The sequence below is a fragment of the Rhodoplanes sp. Z2-YC6860 genome, from assembly GCF_001579845.1.
Lineage (GTDB): Bacteria > Pseudomonadota > Alphaproteobacteria > Rhizobiales > Xanthobacteraceae > Z2-YC6860.
In genome coordinates, this window is sequence record NZ_CP007440.1 from 3,869,053 (window position 1) to 3,886,390 (window position 17,338).

Sequence of the window (17,338 nt, forward strand, 5' to 3'; positions counted from 1 at the left end):
TAGCAGGTTGTCAGGCGTGCAGAAGTGCGGTGTGAGAGCGCGAATGGGTTTAATAAAGCCGATCAGGCCGTGGTCCCATCGCCAGGGAGGCAGAACTAACACGCAGGAATGACGAGTAATTTGCGAGCAATTAACGGGCCGGCTGCGGTTTAGGAGACTGTTTAGTCTGAAATGGCGACGGCGTTGCCGATGCGAACGAATTATGTAAATTCGCCGTGATGGCCGGGTGGCGGAGAGGATACGCGAGAGGCCCGCAAACCTCATTAGCCTTGGTTCAATTCCAAGGCCCGGCCTCCATCGTTTCCCTGATGTCGACGGACTCTCGGTGCAGCGTTCGCGCTTGCAGGGCGCGTGACCACGCGCTGATCGCCAAAGGCTTCACATTAATGAAGCGTCGCATACCGCGCCTGTAGGGCAGCGATCTGCGCGACATGACAGTCATTCGCCACACTAAATAGGCTTTTGAGGCTGCTGCTGTTGCAAGACCTGGACACGTTTCCAGGTGTGATGCCCACATGGCTCACAGAAAAACACCCTGTGGCCAGGTTCTCGGCCCAGGGGCTGGATTTCGGTGGAAAAGGTCGTTGGGCCTGCGCAGTGTTCGCAGGGAACTTGGTCCGGCATAGAGCGCCCCTTCGGGGGTGAAAGACCTCCCGGCGGCCGTTCGTTCCTGCATCGGGAAAATAAAAAACCCGCCGGTTGTTGGGGCAGGGTCTCGTTTCCAGGTAAGCGAGGGCGGAGGCTTGCTCTTACACCCGGGTCATTCGGGGATTACTTGGCGTATCCCTGAGAACGAAGCCAATCGATCTTCCGGTCGCCATTGATCCAGTCGTAGCAGTCATCACGGCTTTTCAGGCCCGTGATGTGCCGGTCTTCGTGGCCGGGGTAGGCGGCGAGAATTTGCCAGTCGTCTTCGCTGATGCGGACAGGTCTGAAGTCAACTTTTGCTTTTGCCATCATGTCTTATGCAGATGTTCGCGGGAAATAACAAATGCCCGATGCCGCATCGTCGTTGGGGGCATCGTCGAAGCCAGCGCAACGCAATCTCCACCGCATGAGGCTTACGAGAAGAGCTGCGCGACCTTCAGCATCGAGCCGTCGCATGGTGCAAATCGTACAGTTCGTGCACTTCGGCGACGATGGCGCGAAACAGCGCGCTGTAAGCCATCATGAGATGCGGTTTGGCTGAGAATGTCGCCCTGCCATGGGGTTCCAGCGCCAATCACCGTGACATACTCGAGCTCCATCGTGGCCCGGCACGCTCGAGAATGAGCGTCTCCAACTGCTGTTTGGTCTTCTACTCTTTCATAAAACCGCGCCCCTGCTTGAGGAGCCATATCATGAGCAAGGCGCCGAAATGAGGACCAAATCAAAATCGCAATCGAAATGATCTGAGATGGCGAGCAGCCCCAATAGGGCTGCGGTGCCAGACGACGCGCGCGTTGTCCGTCGCGCTTGTCAGATGGCTCCATGAACATGCCCAAAAGAAGCACGCGATCTGTGCCGGCCGATCAGGCGGGCATGCCGCTCGGACAGGACTAGACGAGCTTTGGCTGCGCTTTCTTGGTGAGCGGATAATCCTTGCTGTCGTACAGGTCCCTGATGCGCGATCCATCGGATCGCTCATCGCCAGATTCCATCACGGTCCCGTCGAGAAATTCTCGAGGCATTTGCTCCACGGCAAATTGGATGGCTGCGGCAGCAGTGCTGAACCGACGATAGCCGACGGGGCGTTGTCCCGTCCGGCTCCGTGCAGGAAACAGGTCCGCGGGCGCGTCGTAGTCGAAGCTGCTCATGCGCTGTCCTAGGACTCATCGTGAGGGTTTCAAGCGGCTCCGCGACGTCGTCTGGCTGCGATCGACAGGATCACGGCCCATATGCGGGCGGCATTAAATGGAACGACGTATCGCGCCAGCAATGGGACGGCAAAGCAAGGGAATTAACAATAGCAGCGTTCAGGCAAGCATGTCCCAACGATCGCCGTTCGTCGATCGCTACGGCCACGCCCCCGAATATCCTGGACTTAGTTCCCAGCGGCCCCTACGGTTGTTTTGCTCCGGCGCGATACGCCGCGTCACCCTCACGCTGACAAATCGCTTTTCGGCCGCGCACCCGACGAGTGCGGAGGAACGGTCCTGGCTGCTCGAGAGCCATAAGCGAGCGGAGGGCCGAGGCGTGCCGGGACTCAATCAACGGGTTTCTCTCGAATCAAAGAGAAGGATGTCTATTGCAGGTTCTCGTTCGCGATAACAACGTCGATCAAGCGCTTCGAGTCTTGAAGAAGAAGATGCAACGCGAAGGCGTCTTCCGCGAAATGAAGCAGCGCCGATCCTACGAGAAACCTTCGGAGCGCAAGGTGCGAGAACGGTCGGAAGCGATCCGTCGCGCCCGAAAGCTTGCAAGGAAGAAAGCGCAGCGCGAGGGGCTTCTTCCAGATACCCGGAAAAAACCCGACATCAAGAAGGGTACGCGACCAGCGTTTCCAAGTCCTTTTGGCTCGGCCACGCGGTGAGAGCGATCGGCGTCTCGGTCGAACGGTCGGCAAATCATCATTCAAGACAGACGCGCTGAGACCAAGACGATATCCCGCCGATGGCGGGAGCACCCGACCGAGCAATCACGTCTCCTCCGGAAGCCAAGCAGCACATCAGTGCCTGCGGCTGCTGCCGATGATCCTGGACCATCAGGGCAATCGCCTGCGGAATCGCGCTGATGCGTCAATCTGACTCAAGCCAAACGTCCGGTTTTGATTGCCGCGCATTGGCCGAAGGCCGCTCAGGCGCGCCGGGCCAAATTCTGCGCTGCCGGCTTCTTACTTGATTGAATTTACGGGATTTTTTGTGTGGCGTCCCCACCGGGAATCGAACCCGGGTCTTCACCGTGAAAGGGTGATGTCCTGACCGCTAGACGATGGGGACGCGGTCATGCCGGCATTTGGCGTGCCGACCTATAGAGGGCTTGGGCCGGGCCGGCAAGCGATAGCCTGAAAACCGGGGAAACCGGCTCCGATCCGGCGCAGGCCGGCCTGCCGGCTACCAGTGGCCGGTGTTCGGCATCGACGCCCAGGGTTCCGCGGGTGCCAGGGCCTTGCCCTTTTGCAGGAGCTCGACGGAGTGCTTATCGGGGGAGCGCACGAACGCCATGTTGCCGTCGCGCGGCGGCCGGTTGATGGTCACGCCGCCCTTTTGCAGCTTGTCGCAGGTCGCATAGATATCATCGACCTCGTAGGCGAGATGGCCGAAGTAGCGTGCCTCGCCATAGTCCTCGCTGTCCCAGTTGTAGGTGAGCTCGACCATCGGCGCGTCCCGGCGGCCGGCGGCGATCGCAGCCTTGGCGGCCGGCGCATCCTCGGGGGCGGCCAGGAACACCAGCGTGTACTTGTTCTTCTCGTCGGTCCGGCGGCGGACCTCCTCGAGGCCGAGGAGGTTGCAATAGAAATTCAGCGCTGCATCGAGATTGCGCACGCGCAGCATGGTGTGCAGGAATCGCATATTCGCCTTCTCCGTGAGAGCACTCAGAAACCAACTGCCCTGTAGGGCATCCGGGGGCACGAAATATCAGGAAAACCCACCTGAGGGCAGCCCTGTGGCGTGCGGGTATGTCACAGCGAATTCCCAAACCTGCACGCTATGTAAGGCCGATGACAACCGCACTCGTCGCATACGCAGCGTTTGGCGCTGTCGTGGCATACATCGTCATGCGCCCCATATAGCGTGCCCTGCAAGCCGCCAACCCGTAGCTCGTTCCCGAGTTTTGTGTAAAAATGGCTGGGCTGTAAGCTCGGCATACACCCGAGATGAGAAGCCCCGCCTCAGGCGAGGCGGGGCTTCTTGGTATCGGGCCGAGAGGCGCTTCGCTTCGGGCCGGCCGTGATATCCCCACGGCTCCATGACGGGATTGAGTCCACCGCGCGGGCTACAAAAATGTAATGCTGCTGTAAGGCGGCGTAGCGCGAAACCGGCCGGGCGAGCCGGCGCTGTATTTCCTCGGATGATTGAGCGGCGTGGATGCCACCCAAGAAAGGTTAGCTGGGAACAGTTTTGCGCTGGTCGGAACAACGGGAGGCTTTGGACGGTTCCTCGTCGTCTTTCCTAGAGAGCCGCCTCATCTCGGTGCGGCTCTTATGGGAGACACCCAATGCAAGTCCTGGCCATTTTCACCGTGTGCGCGCTGATTTTGGACGCGTGCGCGGTCTTCATCTCGGCGATGGTCGAGAACTACTCACCTTCGACCAGTCTTTTCGTATTTCTCGGGCTTTTCGTGTTGGGCTTCATCATCGCGTGGAAGGCCGCTGTCTACCTGACGGAAAGATTTCTCGTCTCCGACGCCCAGCGGACAGCGAACGAAGAGCATGTGAAGTCGGTCGACGCGAAGGTCGCCGTCGCGCGGCGATAGCTCACTTCTTGGGATGATGGGATTGCTTGAGAGAGCTTCATCGCTGGCGCCTTAAGACCTCTGCCGCTCCTTGAGCGGTGTCGATGATCTGCGTGTTGTCATCGAACGTCATACTGAACCATTCGAGTCGTCAGTCCACGCCACGCTTCTGCACGTTGCAGATCGTTGGGTCGTGAAGCGGGGGATAGCCACCTCAGAGGTGGAAGATGGGCTGGCGGGATGCCGGAAAAGGGCACAGCTCTCCCGTACCGGACACGGTGACCCCGTACTCCTCGAGACATCCAATCGCCCCCTGGCTCGTTCCCAAGATGTAAGCCCGGGAGGCGGCCAACCAACTCGGCATTCCGTCGGGCCTGGGCGTTCGACGACGGATATCTACGTCCCTCATCCTCCCGACTATCTCCGCTGCGTGCACCGCGATCGAGAAGTTGGTGCAGGAAGTGGAGGCTGCGGAAACCGTGCGGCTGGCTAGCGCAGGCTATTGAGCTTGAATCAGAAATTGAATCCGGGGCCAGCGTGTGCAGAAATCGCGTCCGCTCGGTGTTCAATCGCGAGCAAGTCGTGAGAGGGACGATTTGGCAATGATCGCGTTCGATCTTGAGACCGCCATCCGGCGTTTGCGTGACCTGGTCGAAGAAGCACGCACCGTTGTGCCGTTCACGGGGGCGGGCATCTCCACCGAATGCGGTATTCCCGACTTCCGTTCGCCGGGCGGCATCTGGACCAAGATGCGACCCATCGAGTTCGGCGATTTTGTCGCAAGCCAGGAGGCGCGCGATGAAAGCTGGCGCCGGCGTTTTGCCATGGAAGAGCAGTTCGGCGGCGCCAAGCCCGGGCGCGGTCATCGGGCGCTGGCCGCGCTCTACAAAACCGGAAAGATCCCCGGGATCATCACCCAGAACATCGACAACCTGCATCAGACTTCGGGCTTTCTGCCCGGCGACGTGGTCGAGCTGCACGGCAACACGACCTACGCGACCTGTCTTGATTGTGCCAAACGATACGAACTAGCCTGGATCAAAGAGCGATTCGCGGCGTCCGGCGGTCAATCGCCCGACTGCCTGTCGTGCGGCGGCTATATCAAAACCGCGACGGTGTCGTTCGGCCAAGCGATGCCTGAAGCGGCGATGCGCCGAGCCCAGGCGCTCGCCGAGTCCTGCGACGTGTTCATGGCGATTGGATCATCGCTTGTCGTCTGGCCGGCCGCGGGATTTCCGCTGACAGCAAAACGAGCTGGCGCACGACTCGTCATCATCAATCGCGAGGCCACGGAATTCGATGACATCGCCGATCTGGTCATCCATGACGACATTGGTGCGGTGCTCTCACCGTTCATCGCCCACTAGGTGTTTTTCCGGAGGCTGCGCTGCAGCAGCTTGCTTTGTCAGCGCAATCACGCCGGAAAGATGGGCGATATCCACCTCTTTTTCACACGGCCCTTTACATTACGTTGCGGAACGACAGGCCGGGTGCGACTGTTGCGTTTGTTAGAGAGATTCGCGCAGCGTCCTTTCACAAGAGACGAAACCAGGGGCAGCCGAGCGTCACCATGGCGTCGGACGAAATTTTAAAAGGCTTGGGGCTAGGGCCACAACCAGCTGGCGACGTCGGAGACGACGCGACGGCAACCATCATCGAGCTCTCTGGAGTCATCAAGTGGTTCGATGTCTCCAAAGGGTACGGGTTCATCGTGCCGGACAACGGCTTGCCTGACATCCTGCTGCACGTGACATGCTTGCGGCGTGATGGCTTCCAGACCGCCTACGAAGGCGCGAGGATCGTCGCCGAGGTGCTGCAGCGTCCGAAGGGATTGCAGTGCTTTCGCATCCTGTCGATGGACGAGTCGACGGCGATCCATCCGTCGACGCTGCCGCCGGCGAGGACCCACGTCACGGTCACGCCGACCAGCGGACTCGAGCGGGCGGTCGTGAAGTGGTTCAACCGCCTTCGCGGCTTCGGGTTCTTGACCCGCGGCGAAGGGACGCCGGACATCTTCGTGCACATGGAGACGCTGCGGCGCTTCGGCATTGCCGAGCTCCGGCCCGGTCAGACTGTGCTGGTTCGCTTTGGGCCCGGTTCCAAAGGCATGATGGCCGCCGAGGTGCGGCCGGACACCGGTGGTCCGCACGGTCCGTCCTCCCACTAGTTTGCCTGCAGTGAACGACCATCGCGCCCTCCGGGGCGCGATGGTTTGTTTTTGGCCAGGCCCGACTCCGGCGTTCTGGGCGGCCGAACACACGAAACCGTTATCGAACGAGTGTTCTGCTCCGGCGGGCGGGCTCATCTCCGCCCGATTCGTTGTGTTTTTCAGCCGGTCCGCCTATTGAGGGGGCCGCCGCGCCTACTGTTTCCACCGTTCCGGCCGGGAGTTCTTGATGCGCATTTGGCGTGCGAAGGTTTTTGCTGTCGCTCTGGTTCTGGCGACGGGGGGGCTCGGCGGACTACAGGCGATCAAGGCCGGGGCCCAGGAGGCCGGTCTCCTGGAGAAGCGCGAGTCGCTCTACAACAACATCTTCATCTTCGGTGATCGCGACCAGGTCACCATGACGTTCGGCCAGAACAAGCGCTACTACACCGAGAGCAGCATGAAGCTCTCCGACCCCGGCGGGCTCACGGTCGACTACACCCGCTTCATGACGCTCGGCGTCGCTTATCCGGAGAAGGTCGAGCGCATCGCCGAGATCGGGCTCGGCGGCGGCCGCACGGTGTCCTACCTCAGCCAGACGCTGCCGGACGCCGGCATCCTGGCGATCGAGCTCGACAAGGACGTGGTCGATCTCGCGAAGAAGTATTTCAAGTTTCAGGAGAGCGCGCGGCTGCGCACCGTGGTGTCGGACGGTCGGGCCTATCTGCTGAAGGACCCCGAGAAATGGGACGTCATTCTGATCGACGCCTATCGCGGACCGTTCGTGCCGTTCCACCTGCTGACGAAAGAGTTCTACACGCTGGTCAAATCGCGGCTCAATCCGGGTGGCGTCGTGGTGCAGAACATCGAGCCCTCGACCATGCTGTTCGACTCCGCGACCGCGACGCTGAAGAGCGTGTTTCCCTCGGTCGATCTCTATGACGGCGGCGGCAACATCGTGGCGATCGGTTACGACGGGGCATCGATCCCGCAGTCCGAACTGATGGCGCGCGCGGCACGCGCGACCGAGCGTTGGAAGCCACGCTACGACTTCCGCCAGATGGCGTCCGAGCGCCGCGTGTTCACACGGCCGGCCGGCAAGGTCCTGACCGACGACTTCGCGCCGGTGGAGACGCTCCGCGCGATCGAGAAGAACAATGAGAAGTGGAAAGAACAGACGGACGCGCCCCGCTGATGTCGCACGCTTATTTGCGCGGAACATTGCTGCTGCTGCTCGCCCTGGTGCTCGGCTTTGCCCTGATGGGCTTCGAGATGCTGGGCAGCCGCTACCTCTATCCGTATTTCGGCGGCGGCATTAACACCTGGGCCTCGCTGATCGCGACCGTGCTGGTCGCGCTGATGCTGGGCTATCTGATCGGCGGCGCGCTGGTCGACCGCACCATGAGTCCGCGTCTGTGCGGCGGGCTGCTCGTCGTTGCCGGCGTCTATCTCTTTACCATTCCGCTCTGGGTCGATCCGCTGTTCGGCTGGATCCTGACGGCCATCGGCGACGGCATGGCGGGCATCGTCTTTGCCGCGACGATCCTGCTGCTGCTGCCGCTGACGCTGATGAGTGTCTTTACGCCGTTCGCGGTGCGGCTGCTTCTCGTGTCGATCAGCTTCGGCGGCCGGATCGTCAGCTACGTCTACGGCGTGTCGACCATCGGCAACGTGCTCGGCACGCTGGTGACGACGTTCACGCTGGTGCCGTCGTTCGGCTCGCGCGCGCTGACCATGGTGTTCGCGGCCGTGACCATCGCCTGCGGCCTGCTGATGGTCGTCGCCAACCGTTATCTGCACGGGGAAAAAGCATGAAAGCGTGTGGCGTTGCTTTTGCTCTGGGCTTGCTTGCGACCGCCGCTCACGCCGATCCGGCGGTGATCGCATCCGCAGCCTATCCCGAAGGCCTGCTCTGGCACGGCGGCAAGCTCTACGTCACCGAGATGGGCGCCGACCGCGTCAGCATCATCGAGGACGGCGGCAACACGCGGCAGTTCTGGGAGATGCCGGGCTGCGGCCCGACGCAGATCGTGCCATTCGGCCCCACGGGTTTCATCGTCGACTGCCATCTCGGCCGCGCGATGGTGGAGGTCACGGCCAACGGCACGACCGGCCGGCGCTTCGCGACCGCGCCGAACGGCACACCGTTGCAGGACCCCAACGCCGGCACCAGCGACGGGCAGGGCGGCGCCTATTTCTCCGACGCCGGCATCTTCGATCTGTCCGCGCCGCCGACCGGCCGCGTCTACCATCTCAGCGCCATGGGCGTGATGACCGAGGTGGTGGGAAACATCCGCTACGCCAACGGCGTCAACTTCGATCCGGCAACCCGTACGCTGTACGTTTCGGAGCATCTGGCGCGGCGTGTCCACGCACTCACGCTCGACTCGCGTGAGCACGTGACGTCCCGGAAGGTGCTGATCGATTTCGCGCAGGTGCCGACCGCCCGCGACTATTCCTATCCGCTGGCCGGGCCTGACGGCATCGCGCTCCGCCAGGGCCTCATAGCGGTGGCCGAATACGGCGAGGGCCGCGTGCATGTCTTCGACCGCGACGGCAAGCACCGGAACACGCTGAAGGTTTCGATGCCGTTCGTCGATACGGTGGTCTGGGACGGGGCCGGGAATCTGATCGCCGGCGGGGCCTTCCAGAACACCCGGCCGCCGTTCGAGGGGGCGGTTGTCAAGTTTACCCCGGCAGAATGGGAAAAAGGGCCGTAACTGGCCTATCGCATTGACCGCGACCGGCGGTCCATGCGATTCACACCTCAACCGGAGCATAGCGCAGTCCGGTAGCGCACCTCGTTTGGGACGAGGGGGTCGCAGGTTCGAATCCTGCTGCTCCGACCAGCTTTCGCTCTTCGAGCTTGCGCTCGGGAGCCACAACGGACCGAGCCGCTCGATGACCGCACGAATCTACAGGCCTGCCAAGACCGCGATGCAGTCCGGCCATGCCAGGACCCGGGATTGGGTGCTCGATTACGAGCCGGAGGAGCCGCGCGTCGTTGAATCGCTGATGGGCTGGACCACCTCCGGCGACATGAAAAGCCAGCTCAAGCTGCGCTTTGCCACCAAGGAAGAAGCGGTGGCCTATGCCGAGCGTCACGGCATTCCCTATGAGGTGCACGAGGCGAAGTTCGCGCAGCGGCGCGGGCTGTCCTATGCGGACAATTTCTCGCCGACCCGGCGCGGTGCCTGGACGCATTAGACCGCTTCGCGGCTTTCGGACTCACTGACGCCGCTTCGCGGCTGTGGGACCCATGAGCCGGGTTGCTAAATTCGCTATAGTCGCCCGCCGGGTGCCGCATGGGGCGGCGCCCACAGTTCAGGGCGGCCCTCCATGCCTTCCAATTTGCGTTTCATGAATCCGTCGGCGATCGCCAAGCCCGGCGGCTACAGCCATGTCGTCGAGGCCACCGGCCCCGGCCGGATCGTCTACATCGCGGGCCAGCTCGGTTTGAAGCCCGACGGCAACATCGCCGGCGACTTCCGCGCCCAGGCGACGCAGGCGTTCGAGAATCTGAAAGCGGCCCTCGCGTCCGTCGGCGCGACCTTCAACGATGTGGTCAAGCTCAACAATTATCTGGTCGATATTTCTGCGAACCTCGGCCACTACCGTGAGGTCCGCGACAAGTACGTCAACGTGAAGGAGCCGCCGGCCAGCACGACGGTCGCCGTGCCCGCGCTGGCGCGGCCCGATGCACTCTACGAGGTCGAGGCGGTGGTGATCCTCGCCAAGTGAGTCACCAACTCCGACGTCATTCCGGGGCACGCGCGAAAGCGCGTGAACCCGGAATCCAGCCAAGAGTCCGGAGTGTGCATCTGGATTCCGGGTTCGCGCCTTTGGCGCGCCCCGGAATGACAGCGGTGAGTGCTAGCCCACCGCGTTGAGCACTTTGCCGTTCTCGGCCGTCACAGGCTTCGCGTCGATCAGGATCACCGCGAGGATGCACGACTCCTTGCCGTTGTTGATCCAGTTGTGGATCGTGCCCCGCTGCACCATCACGTCGCCGGCTTTGAGATGAACTACGGTGCCGTCGAGGTCCATGTCGATCTCGCCCGCCATGCAGACGATGTAGTCGATGGAGTCGGTGCGATGATTGCGGGCTTGCACGCCCGGCTTGAACTCGATAACGCGGAAGATGGTGCCGCCGGGCAGCGTCGTCTGAACGGGACGGGCGCCCGCGTCCTCCTGCGCGTCGTTATTCGCCGGAAAGCCTTCGGTGGTCCAGATCGCGTGCGCCAGCGCGCCCGGCCGGCCCTCGCGGATGTTGCTGACGACCTCGTCGATCTTGGCGATCGCCTTGCCGTTCGCATCGTGGCCGGTGATCACCCGCCGCACTTTCAACGCCATCGTACGCCTCCCTGAGCTGTTCTGTGAGCGGGCAGGACGCTATTGGGAAGCGCGATGTGCCGCAAGCCCGTGGGCTTTCGCCGAAGCGAATCCATGACTAGGTTTGCGGCGCTGCCGGCAAGAACGAGACAAGAGCAGCCGACGGGAGGAGTGCGACAATGAAATCAATCAGGTTCGGTCTCGTGGCGCTCGCGCTGGCACTGCTCTCAGGACATGCCGTCGCACAGTCCTATCCGACGCATCCCGTGAAAATTCTTGTCACGATTCCGCCGGGCGGCGCGCCGGACATCGCGGCGCGGCTTCTCGCCCAGCGCATGAGCGAAACCATAGGCAGTTCGTTCTTTGTCGAGAACCGCTCCGGCGCCAACGGCAATGTCGCCGCCGATGCGATCGCCAAGGGCGATCCCGACGGCTACACGCTGATCGTTGCCGCCGACAGCCTGCTCACGATCAATCCGCATGTCTATCCGTCGCTGCCTTATGATCCGCTGAAGGACCTCTTGCCGGTGTCGAGCATCGCCTCGAACCAGTTCTTCCTCTCGGTCAATCCGACACTGCCGGTGAAAACGGTGCCGGAGCTTGTCGAATACGCCAAGAAAGCCAAGCCGCCGCTGCCCTATGCGTCCGGTGGCAACGGCAGCCAGCATCAGCTTGGCATCGAGATGCTGAAGCAGCGCGCCGGCATCGATCTTCTGCACGTGCCCTATCGCGGCGGCGCGCCGGCCGGCATGGCGACGGTCGCCGGCGAGACCATGGTGGTGCTGGCGGGCGCCTCCAATGCCGGTCTGCTGAGGGGCGGGCAACTGCGCGGACTCGCCACCACCGGGACGAAGCGCTCGCCGCTGTTTCCCGAACTGCCACCGATTGCCGACTACTATCCGGGATATGATCTGACGATCTGGATCGGCTTGTTTGCACCGCCGGCGACACCAGAGCCGATCGTCACCAAGCTTCGCAATGAGGTGCAGAAAATATTGAAGGATCAGGATTTCCAGCAGAAGCTCAACGTGACCGGCGCGCTCGAGCCTTTGATCCTGTCACCGCAGGACTTCTCGGCGCTCATCAAGCGCGATTACGACAAATACGGCAAGCTCGTGCGCGACGTCGGCGTGAAGATACAATAGGACGAGCCGAGCTGGCCATCACTGTGCTTCGCGCAGTTCCGGATTGGCATCGAGCCGTGCCGTGTTGAGCCGGTGGACGATGAAGCAGATCACCGCGCCGAGCGCGAACGGCACGGCCGACCACATGTAAAGATTTTGAATCGGCATCCCGGCGAGTTGCGCGCCGACCAGTGGGCCGACGATCGATCCGATCCGGCCGAGGCCAAGCTGCCAGCCGGAGCCGTTGGAGCGCAGCGACGTCGGATAGATCATGGCGCCGGCGACGTTGATGCCAGACTGGACACCGAGCACCAGAAATCCGGCAAAGAAAGTCGTGGTCAGCAGCACCACGGGCTGCGACGTCAGTCCGGCGAAGCCGATCGAACCGACGACCGGCACAGCAAGCGCGAACATGATGGAAATCGCGAGAAAGCGGTGGCGCTGCAGCCAGCCGCATAGCGCCAGCGATCCCACGGTGCCGCCGACTTGGAGCGCCGCGCCGGCGAGTGCCGCGGTGGCCGGCGGCAGCTTCGCCGCTGTCATCAGGGTCGGCGTCCAGCTCAGCAGGAAGAAGAAGCCCATCAGGTTCAGGGCAAACACCAGCCACATCAGCGGCGTGATGATGGCGAGCCCCTGCTGGAACAGATAGGCGGGGTTGAATCCGGAAAACTGCTGCTTCTCGTCTTCGAGCTCGAAGCGCGCGTTCGGCGGCACCACGAAGTCCGGCCGGATGTCCTTGATCAGCCGTTCCATGGCGCCGCGATCACGCTCGCGCAGCGTCATGAATTTGATCGACTCCGGCAAGCCGAAGAATCCGGCAAGGCCGATGGCGATCGGCACGATCCCGCCGACCTGGAACAGGATCGGCCAGCCATGTTGCGGCACGAACACGGCGCTGATGACGCCCGGAATGGCGCCGCCGATCGGCACGCAGCCGACTGCGATCAAAGCGAGTGTGGCGCGGAGCTTGCGCGGGGCGGATTCCGCGTTGATCGCGACGACGTTGGGGATCACACCGCCGATCCCGACGCCGGCCAATAGCCGCAGCCAGAACATCTGCTGGAGATCGGTTGCGTAAGCGGCCCAGAAGGTGAAGATGCCGAACAGAAGGTTCGACCAGATCAGCGCCGCCTTGCGGCCATAGCGGTCGCCGATCCAGCCGAACAGCGCCGAACCGAACAGGATTCCGACAAGGCTCGCGCTGAACACGGGGCCCAGCGCATGCGGTGTGAGATGCCAGTCGCGAACCAGATACGGGGCGGCAAAGGCGATGGCGCCGATGTCGTAGCCGTCGATCAGAACCAGGAAGAACGACCAGACGAGAAGCTTGATCTGAAAAGGCCCGAGGCCCCGTTCGTCCAGAAAGTGGGAAACGGGAACGACAGCTTGCTCTGCCATGAGTTTTCCTCGCCGGGCTGTTTTGTTTTTGTACTCGATACTTACTTCTCGGCTCTGACGATGGAAAGTGACAGTTCGGTCATTCGGAACGACATCGCCAGCGATGTGGACGTTGCGCTGCAACAAACTAATTCTCTCCCGGCCTCATGCTGAGGAGCCGCGCATGCCGCGGCGTCTCGAAGCATGAGGCCGCCCCATCCTTCGAGACGCATTGCCATAGCGCGTCGAAGACGCGCGTAAACGCGCTTGCGGCAATGCTCCTCAGGATGAGGCGGGGGCAGGCTCGCGTGCGTGGCGAAGGCACTAGCCTTTCTTGTAGCCGCTGCGGTCGAAGTTCGAGAGCGTCGCCTGATACTCCTGCGGCACGTCGCAATCGCAGCGCAGGTGCCAGCGCCGCACCAGGTAGCTGAAGGCGTTGCCCTGGGAGTCGTTGCGGTTGGTGCGGCTTCTCTTTGCGGCGAGTTCCTCTTCCTTGACGAACAGCTTCGGCCCGCCGGCCTGCTCGGCCAGCATCTGGATGCGGCAGGCTTTTTCGAGCTTGATCGCGACAAACACCGCATGTTCGATGCTCGTGCCCGCGGTGACGATGCCGTGGTTGCGCAGGATCAGCGCGCTCTTGTCGCCAAGCGCGCGGGCGACGGCCTTGCCGCGCTCCTGGTTGACGATCAGGTCGGTCGTCTCCGAGAAGATCGGCACGCCGGCCGAGAACATGGTGCCGTCGTTGCTGATCGGCTGCAGCTCCTTGCCGAGCGAGGAGAATGCGACTGCGTGCTCGGGATGGGTGTGGATCACACAGTTGACGTCGGGCCGCGCCCGCATCACTTCGGAATGGATGTAGACTTCATTGTGCCGCGGCCACTCGCCGGACACCTTGTCGCCCTCGATGTCGACCGTGATGATGTTGTCATCGGTCATTTCCTCGATGCCGATGCAGCCGGGCTTCATCAGGAATTTGTTGGGTTCGCCCGGCAGCCGCGCCGAAATATGGCCCCAGACGTAATCGCCCTGGCCCTCGTCGACGAGAACCCGCCCGGCGTTGATCAGCTTCGCGCGCAGCTTGTCGGACATTTTTAACTCCCCAGCTTCTGTTGTCGGATTTCGTTGCATTGGCCGCGGACGGTGTCGATCAGCGCCATGGCGTCGGCGGGCTCCGTGTCGGCGCGCCATGCGACATGGCCGTCGGGGCGTACCAGCACCAGGCGGCGTTCGTAAGCGGCGAGCACCTTGTCGCCGGCGATGGCGTGCACGGTCAGCGGCACGTGGCGCTCAGTGGCCGCGCTCTCGATGCGAGCGGTGGACGGTGGTGCACTGCCGAGCTTGAGCAAGACGAAGCCGCGGCCGTAAAGGTCCAACGTCGAGCGGCCATCGTCGAGCCAGACATGAGGCGCGCGGGCGCCGGGCCGTGCGGTCTGGCTGTAGGGATGCGACACGTCGGGCGGCGCGGGCGTGCCGTCGGGCACGATCAGCGGCGAGTTGTCGTAGCGATAGCCGAGCATGATGCCGTTGGCGAACCACTCCTGGCGCATAATGCCGGCAAACCACTCGCCGTATTCCTTGCGGGCTGCACTGTTCTTCGGGCCGTTCAGAAAAATCTCCGGCCCGGGCAGGCGCTGGCGGGTCGACAGCATGCGGCGGAGATTGCGGCTCGCTTCCGCGACATTGCGCTGGCCGACCGGGCGGCGCTCGGCCTCGTACGAAGGCAGCAGCGACGGTCCGCCCCAGCCCTTGAGCACGGCTTCGAGCTTCCAGCCGAGGTCGACCGCATCGCCGATGCCGGTGTTCATGCCAAAGCCGCCGGTCGGCGACATCAGATGCGCGGCATCGCCGGCGACGAAGATGCGATAAGTCCCGTAGCGGTCGGCGACGAGTTCGCGACGCACCCAGCGCATCACCGACAGAACCTCGTATTTGAATTCACGGCCCATGGCGCGCGTCAGCGCGGCGCGGATGTCGTCCTCGGTGTGGGTCACCTTCTGCGGCGAGCCCACGATTGACATGCGAAAGCGGTCCTTGCCGTTGACCGCCACGATGGTGAGCCACACGCCTTCCGAACCGATGAAGATGAAGCGATAGCCTTTGCCCTTGTCGTGCAGCTCCGAGAAGTTTTCGCAGCGGAACATCACGTTGGTGGTGTAGGTGAGCGCCGCATTGCCGCTCATGCCGATGCCGAGTTGCTCGCGCACCGTGCTGCCGCCGCCGTCGGTGCCGACCATGTAGTCGGCCTCGATGGTCTCGGTCGCGCCGGTGACGCGGTCATGCACCCGGGCTTTGACGCCGTCGGGCCTTTCCTTGAAGGAGATCAGTTCGCAATTGTAGCGAAGCGTCACCTGCCGTGAGCGTTCGGCGAAACGGCGCAGGATCGGATCGAACATGTCCTGCGGCACGCGCTCGCGCTTCTGGGGGCTTTCTGGCGGGCAGGGCTCGAAGCCGCGGCCGGGAAATGGCTCTCGGCCAAGCTCATAGCCGTTGAGCGCGGTGAGGTAGACGTAGTCCTGCGGATAATCGAGCGGGTAGGGCGCATCGCGCACCCAGTCGAGGATGCCCCAGCGCCGGCAGAACTCCATGGTGCGAATGCCCACGAGGTCCATCTTCGGCTGCTCGATCGAGCCGTCGGTCATTTCGATGAGCGTGCACGGCACGCCGCGCCAGCCGAGCTCGCCCGCAAGAGCCAGGCCCACCGGCCCGCCACCGACGATCAGCACCGGCACGCGTACGGTCATTTCCGCACCATGGCCCGGAACGTCGCGGCGGCGTTGCCTGTCACGCAAGCCGCAGCGGTGCTGCAAGCGGATGCCGCTCGCGCCGCCAGGACATTGGCTATGCCCGGGAGGATGACGGCGGGGCCGGGCTGGAACATCGTCCGGAATTCTTCTTGCGTCGGTTGCGACATCTGCAAATGGTGCCGGATCGAGCGGCAAGTCTCAAGTGAAGCGCCCCCTCAAGTGAAGCTGGTTCAGGGAATGAGCACAACGGAGCCTGTGGTCTTGCGCGCCTCGACATCGCGGTGAGCCTGCGGCGCCTCGCGCAGCGGGTAGCTGTGGCTGATCTCGATCTTGATCTTGCCGCTCGCGACCATGGCGAACAGGTCGTCGGTGGTTTCCAGAAGGTCCGCGCGGGTCGCGGTGTAGTCGATCAGGCTCGGATGGGTGACGAACAGCGAGCCCATGTTGCCGAGTTGGCGCGCAGACACGGGCGGCGGGTCGCCGGAGGATTCGCCGAACGAGGCGAGGATGCCGCGTGGCCGCAGGCACTTCAGCGAGTTCTCGAACGTCACCTTGCCGATCGAGTCATAGACCACCGGCACGCCCTTGCCACCGGTGATATCGCGCACATGCGCGGCAAAGTCGTCGTAGCGAAACACGTGATCGCAACCATGCGCCTTGGCGACCGCAACCTTGTCGTCGGAGCCGACCGTGCCGATCACAGTCGCGCCGAGATGCTTGGCCCACTGGCTGACGATCAGGCCCACACCGCCGGCCGCGGCGTGGATGACGATGGTGTCGCCGGGCTTCACCGCGTAGGTGGCCTTGAGCAGATAGCGCGCGGTCATGCCCCGCACCATCATGGACGCCGCGGTTTTTTCGTCGATGCCGTCGGGAAGTTTCACGGTGCGCGCGGCCGGCGCGATGCGGCCTTCGGCATAGGCGCAGTCCGGCCGCGCCACGGTGGCGACGCGGTCGCCGGGCTGGAAGTCGGTCACGCCTGGACCGACCGCATCGATCACTCCGGCGCTTTCGGTGCCGAGCCCGGACGGGAACGATTTCACCGAATGCTGGCCGCGGCGCACCAGGATATCGCGGAAGTTCAGCGCCACCGCGGTGTGGCGGATGCGGACTTCGCCTGCGCCGGGCTCCGGCAGGGGAATATCATTCCACTGCAAGACCTCGGGTCCGCCGTGCTGCTGAAACTGATAAGCCTTCATGTGCTGCGCCTCCCGCCGCGCCGCAGTGATGGCATGGATGGG

The 17,338-nt window shown here is 63.0% G+C and carries 18 protein-coding genes and 2 tRNA genes; 11 read left to right on the forward strand and 9 right to left on the reverse strand.

Features of this window, described 5'->3' with window-relative positions; genetic code table 11:
- Nucleotides 1-771: 771 nt before the first annotated feature.
- Nucleotides 772-960 carry a hypothetical protein gene (locus RHPLAN_RS17835; RefSeq protein WP_237180172.1) on the reverse strand — a complete coding sequence of 63 codons (189 nt, stop codon included), beginning with the start codon at nt 958-960 and terminating at the stop codon, nt 772-774.
- Nucleotides 961-1,538: 578 nt separating this feature from the next.
- Nucleotides 1,539-1,796: a hypothetical protein gene (locus RHPLAN_RS17840; RefSeq protein WP_068020395.1), complete on the reverse strand. Its 258-nt coding sequence runs from the start codon at nt 1,794-1,796 to the stop codon at nt 1,539-1,541.
- Nucleotides 1,797-2,227: 431 nt separating this feature from the next.
- On the opposite strand from RHPLAN_RS17840, the gene rpsU reads away from it, so the two are divergent.
- A complete protein-coding gene (gene rpsU, locus RHPLAN_RS17845) occupies nt 2,228-2,512 on the forward strand; it encodes a 30S ribosomal protein S21 (protein ID WP_068020396.1) in 285 nt (94 codons plus the stop codon).
- Between the two features lie 331 nt (nt 2,513-2,843).
- Here rpsU and RHPLAN_RS17850 read toward each other — a convergent pair.
- Together RHPLAN_RS17850 and RHPLAN_RS17855 are read right to left on the reverse strand one after the other, a co-directional pair.
- Nucleotides 2,844-2,918 (reverse strand) — tRNA-Glu (locus RHPLAN_RS17850).
- A gap of 114 nt (nt 2,919-3,032) precedes the next feature.
- Nucleotides 3,033-3,491, reverse strand: a complete 459-nt coding sequence (locus RHPLAN_RS17855) for a VOC family protein (protein WP_068020398.1) — start codon at nt 3,489-3,491, stop codon at nt 3,033-3,035.
- Between the two features lie 646 nt (nt 3,492-4,137).
- On the opposite strand from RHPLAN_RS17855, the gene RHPLAN_RS17860 reads away from it, so the two are divergent.
- From RHPLAN_RS17860 to RHPLAN_RS17900, 9 genes are all read left to right on the forward strand, one after another.
- Entirely contained in the window at nt 4,138-4,395 is a 258-nt protein-coding gene (locus RHPLAN_RS17860) for a hypothetical protein (RefSeq protein ID WP_068020400.1), read from the forward strand.
- Nucleotides 4,396-4,976: 581 nt separating this feature from the next.
- Nucleotides 4,977-5,741, forward strand: a complete 765-nt coding sequence (locus tag RHPLAN_RS17865) for an SIR2 family NAD-dependent protein deacylase (RefSeq protein WP_068020402.1) — start codon at nt 4,977-4,979, stop codon at nt 5,739-5,741.
- Nucleotides 5,742-5,944: 203 nt separating this feature from the next.
- Nucleotides 5,945-6,541 (forward strand): cold-shock protein, encoded by a 597-nt coding sequence (locus RHPLAN_RS17870; RefSeq protein WP_068031424.1) that lies wholly within the window; start codon nt 5,945-5,947, stop codon nt 6,539-6,541.
- 229 nt (nt 6,542-6,770) lie between these two features.
- The gene (locus tag RHPLAN_RS17875; protein ID WP_068020404.1) at nt 6,771-7,715 is read left to right on the forward strand and encodes a spermidine synthase; all 945 of its coding nucleotides are present in this window, start codon (nt 6,771-6,773) and stop codon (nt 7,713-7,715) included.
- Nucleotides 7,715-8,335, forward strand: coding sequence for a fused MFS/spermidine synthase (locus tag RHPLAN_RS17880; protein WP_068020406.1), 621 nt, complete (start codon nt 7,715-7,717; stop codon nt 8,333-8,335). The genes RHPLAN_RS17875 and RHPLAN_RS17880 overlap by 1 nt, the downstream gene beginning before the upstream one ends.
- Nucleotides 8,332-9,240, forward strand: coding sequence for an SMP-30/gluconolactonase/LRE family protein (locus RHPLAN_RS17885; protein ID WP_084245103.1), 909 nt, complete (start codon nt 8,332-8,334; stop codon nt 9,238-9,240). Before RHPLAN_RS17880 ends, RHPLAN_RS17885 begins: the two co-directional genes overlap by 4 nt.
- Before the next feature lie 52 nt (nt 9,241-9,292).
- A tRNA-Pro gene (locus RHPLAN_RS17890) sits at nt 9,293-9,369 on the forward strand.
- Nucleotides 9,370-9,421: 52 nt separating this feature from the next.
- Nucleotides 9,422-9,727, forward strand: coding sequence for an ETC complex I subunit (locus RHPLAN_RS17895; RefSeq protein WP_068020411.1), 306 nt, complete (start codon nt 9,422-9,424; stop codon nt 9,725-9,727).
- Between the two features lie 132 nt (nt 9,728-9,859).
- On the forward strand, nt 9,860-10,261 hold the full coding sequence (locus tag RHPLAN_RS17900) for a RidA family protein (protein WP_068020413.1): 402 nt from the start codon (nt 9,860-9,862) through the stop codon (nt 10,259-10,261).
- A 132-nt stretch (nt 10,262-10,393) separates the two neighbouring features.
- Here the strand turns inward: RHPLAN_RS17900 and RHPLAN_RS17905 are convergent, their stop codons facing one another.
- Nucleotides 10,394-10,873: a cupin domain-containing protein gene (locus RHPLAN_RS17905; RefSeq protein WP_068020415.1), complete on the reverse strand. Its 480-nt coding sequence runs from the start codon at nt 10,871-10,873 to the stop codon at nt 10,394-10,396.
- Between the two features lie 158 nt (nt 10,874-11,031).
- On the opposite strand from RHPLAN_RS17905, the gene RHPLAN_RS17910 reads away from it, so the two are divergent.
- On the forward strand, nt 11,032-11,997 hold the full coding sequence (locus RHPLAN_RS17910; protein ID WP_084245105.1) for a Bug family tripartite tricarboxylate transporter substrate binding protein: 966 nt from the start codon (nt 11,032-11,034) through the stop codon (nt 11,995-11,997).
- 18 nt (nt 11,998-12,015) lie between these two features.
- Here the strand turns inward: RHPLAN_RS17910 and RHPLAN_RS17915 are convergent, their stop codons facing one another.
- The 4 genes from RHPLAN_RS17915 to RHPLAN_RS17930 all read right to left on the reverse strand — a co-directional run bounded on the left by RHPLAN_RS17915 (nt 12,016) and on the right by RHPLAN_RS17930 (nt 17,296).
- Nucleotides 12,016-13,500 carry an MFS transporter gene (locus RHPLAN_RS17915; protein ID WP_210180577.1) on the reverse strand — a complete coding sequence of 495 codons (1,485 nt, stop codon included), beginning with the start codon at nt 13,498-13,500 and terminating at the stop codon, nt 12,016-12,018.
- A 177-nt stretch (nt 13,501-13,677) separates the two neighbouring features.
- Nucleotides 13,678-14,442 (reverse strand): class II aldolase/adducin family protein, encoded by a 765-nt coding sequence (locus RHPLAN_RS17920; protein ID WP_068020418.1) that lies wholly within the window; start codon nt 14,440-14,442, stop codon nt 13,678-13,680.
- Nucleotides 14,443-14,444: 2 nt separating this feature from the next.
- The gene (locus RHPLAN_RS17925; RefSeq protein WP_068020419.1) at nt 14,445-16,094 is read right to left on the reverse strand and encodes an FAD-dependent oxidoreductase; all 1,650 of its coding nucleotides are present in this window, start codon (nt 16,092-16,094) and stop codon (nt 14,445-14,447) included.
- A 233-nt stretch (nt 16,095-16,327) separates the two neighbouring features.
- Nucleotides 16,328-17,296 carry a quinone oxidoreductase family protein gene (locus RHPLAN_RS17930; RefSeq protein ID WP_068031427.1) on the reverse strand — a complete coding sequence of 323 codons (969 nt, stop codon included), beginning with the start codon at nt 17,294-17,296 and terminating at the stop codon, nt 16,328-16,330.
- Between the last annotated feature and the right edge of the window lie 42 nt (nt 17,297-17,338).

What these genes read in the sequence shown, in the direction of transcription:
- RHPLAN_RS17835 (WP_237180172.1), bottom strand. Translation starts at nt 960, where the DNA reads ATGATGGCAAAAGCAAAAGTTGACTTCAGACCTGTCCGCATCAGCGAA.
- RHPLAN_RS17840 (WP_068020395.1), bottom strand. Translation starts at nt 1,796, where the DNA reads ATGAGCAGCTTCGACTACGACGCGCCCGCGGACCTGTTTCCTGCACGG.
- RHPLAN_RS17855 (WP_068020398.1), bottom strand. Translation starts at nt 3,491, where the DNA reads ATGCGATTCCTGCACACCATGCTGCGCGTGCGCAATCTCGATGCAGCG.
- RHPLAN_RS17860 (WP_068020400.1), top strand. Translation starts at nt 4,138, where the DNA reads ATGCAAGTCCTGGCCATTTTCACCGTGTGCGCGCTGATTTTGGACGCG.
- RHPLAN_RS17865 (WP_068020402.1), top strand. Translation starts at nt 4,977, where the DNA reads ATGATCGCGTTCGATCTTGAGACCGCCATCCGGCGTTTGCGTGACCTG.
- RHPLAN_RS17870 (WP_068031424.1), top strand. Translation starts at nt 5,945, where the DNA reads ATGGCGTCGGACGAAATTTTAAAAGGCTTGGGGCTAGGGCCACAACCA.
- RHPLAN_RS17875 (WP_068020404.1), top strand. Translation starts at nt 6,771, where the DNA reads ATGCGCATTTGGCGTGCGAAGGTTTTTGCTGTCGCTCTGGTTCTGGCG.
- RHPLAN_RS17880 (WP_068020406.1), top strand. Translation starts at nt 7,715, where the DNA reads ATGTCGCACGCTTATTTGCGCGGAACATTGCTGCTGCTGCTCGCCCTG.
- RHPLAN_RS17885 (WP_084245103.1), top strand. Translation starts at nt 8,332, where the DNA reads ATGAAAGCGTGTGGCGTTGCTTTTGCTCTGGGCTTGCTTGCGACCGCC.
- RHPLAN_RS17895 (WP_068020411.1), top strand. Translation starts at nt 9,422, where the DNA reads ATGACCGCACGAATCTACAGGCCTGCCAAGACCGCGATGCAGTCCGGC.
- RHPLAN_RS17900 (WP_068020413.1), top strand. Translation starts at nt 9,860, where the DNA reads ATGCCTTCCAATTTGCGTTTCATGAATCCGTCGGCGATCGCCAAGCCC.
- RHPLAN_RS17905 (WP_068020415.1), bottom strand. Translation starts at nt 10,873, where the DNA reads ATGGCGTTGAAAGTGCGGCGGGTGATCACCGGCCACGATGCGAACGGC.
- RHPLAN_RS17910 (WP_084245105.1), top strand. Translation starts at nt 11,032, where the DNA reads ATGAAATCAATCAGGTTCGGTCTCGTGGCGCTCGCGCTGGCACTGCTC.
- RHPLAN_RS17920 (WP_068020418.1), bottom strand. Translation starts at nt 14,442, where the DNA reads ATGTCCGACAAGCTGCGCGCGAAGCTGATCAACGCCGGGCGGGTTCTC.
- RHPLAN_RS17925 (WP_068020419.1), bottom strand. Translation starts at nt 16,094, where the DNA reads ATGACCGTACGCGTGCCGGTGCTGATCGTCGGTGGCGGGCCGGTGGGC.
- RHPLAN_RS17930 (WP_068031427.1), bottom strand. Translation starts at nt 17,296, where the DNA reads ATGAAGGCTTATCAGTTTCAGCAGCACGGCGGACCCGAGGTCTTGCAG.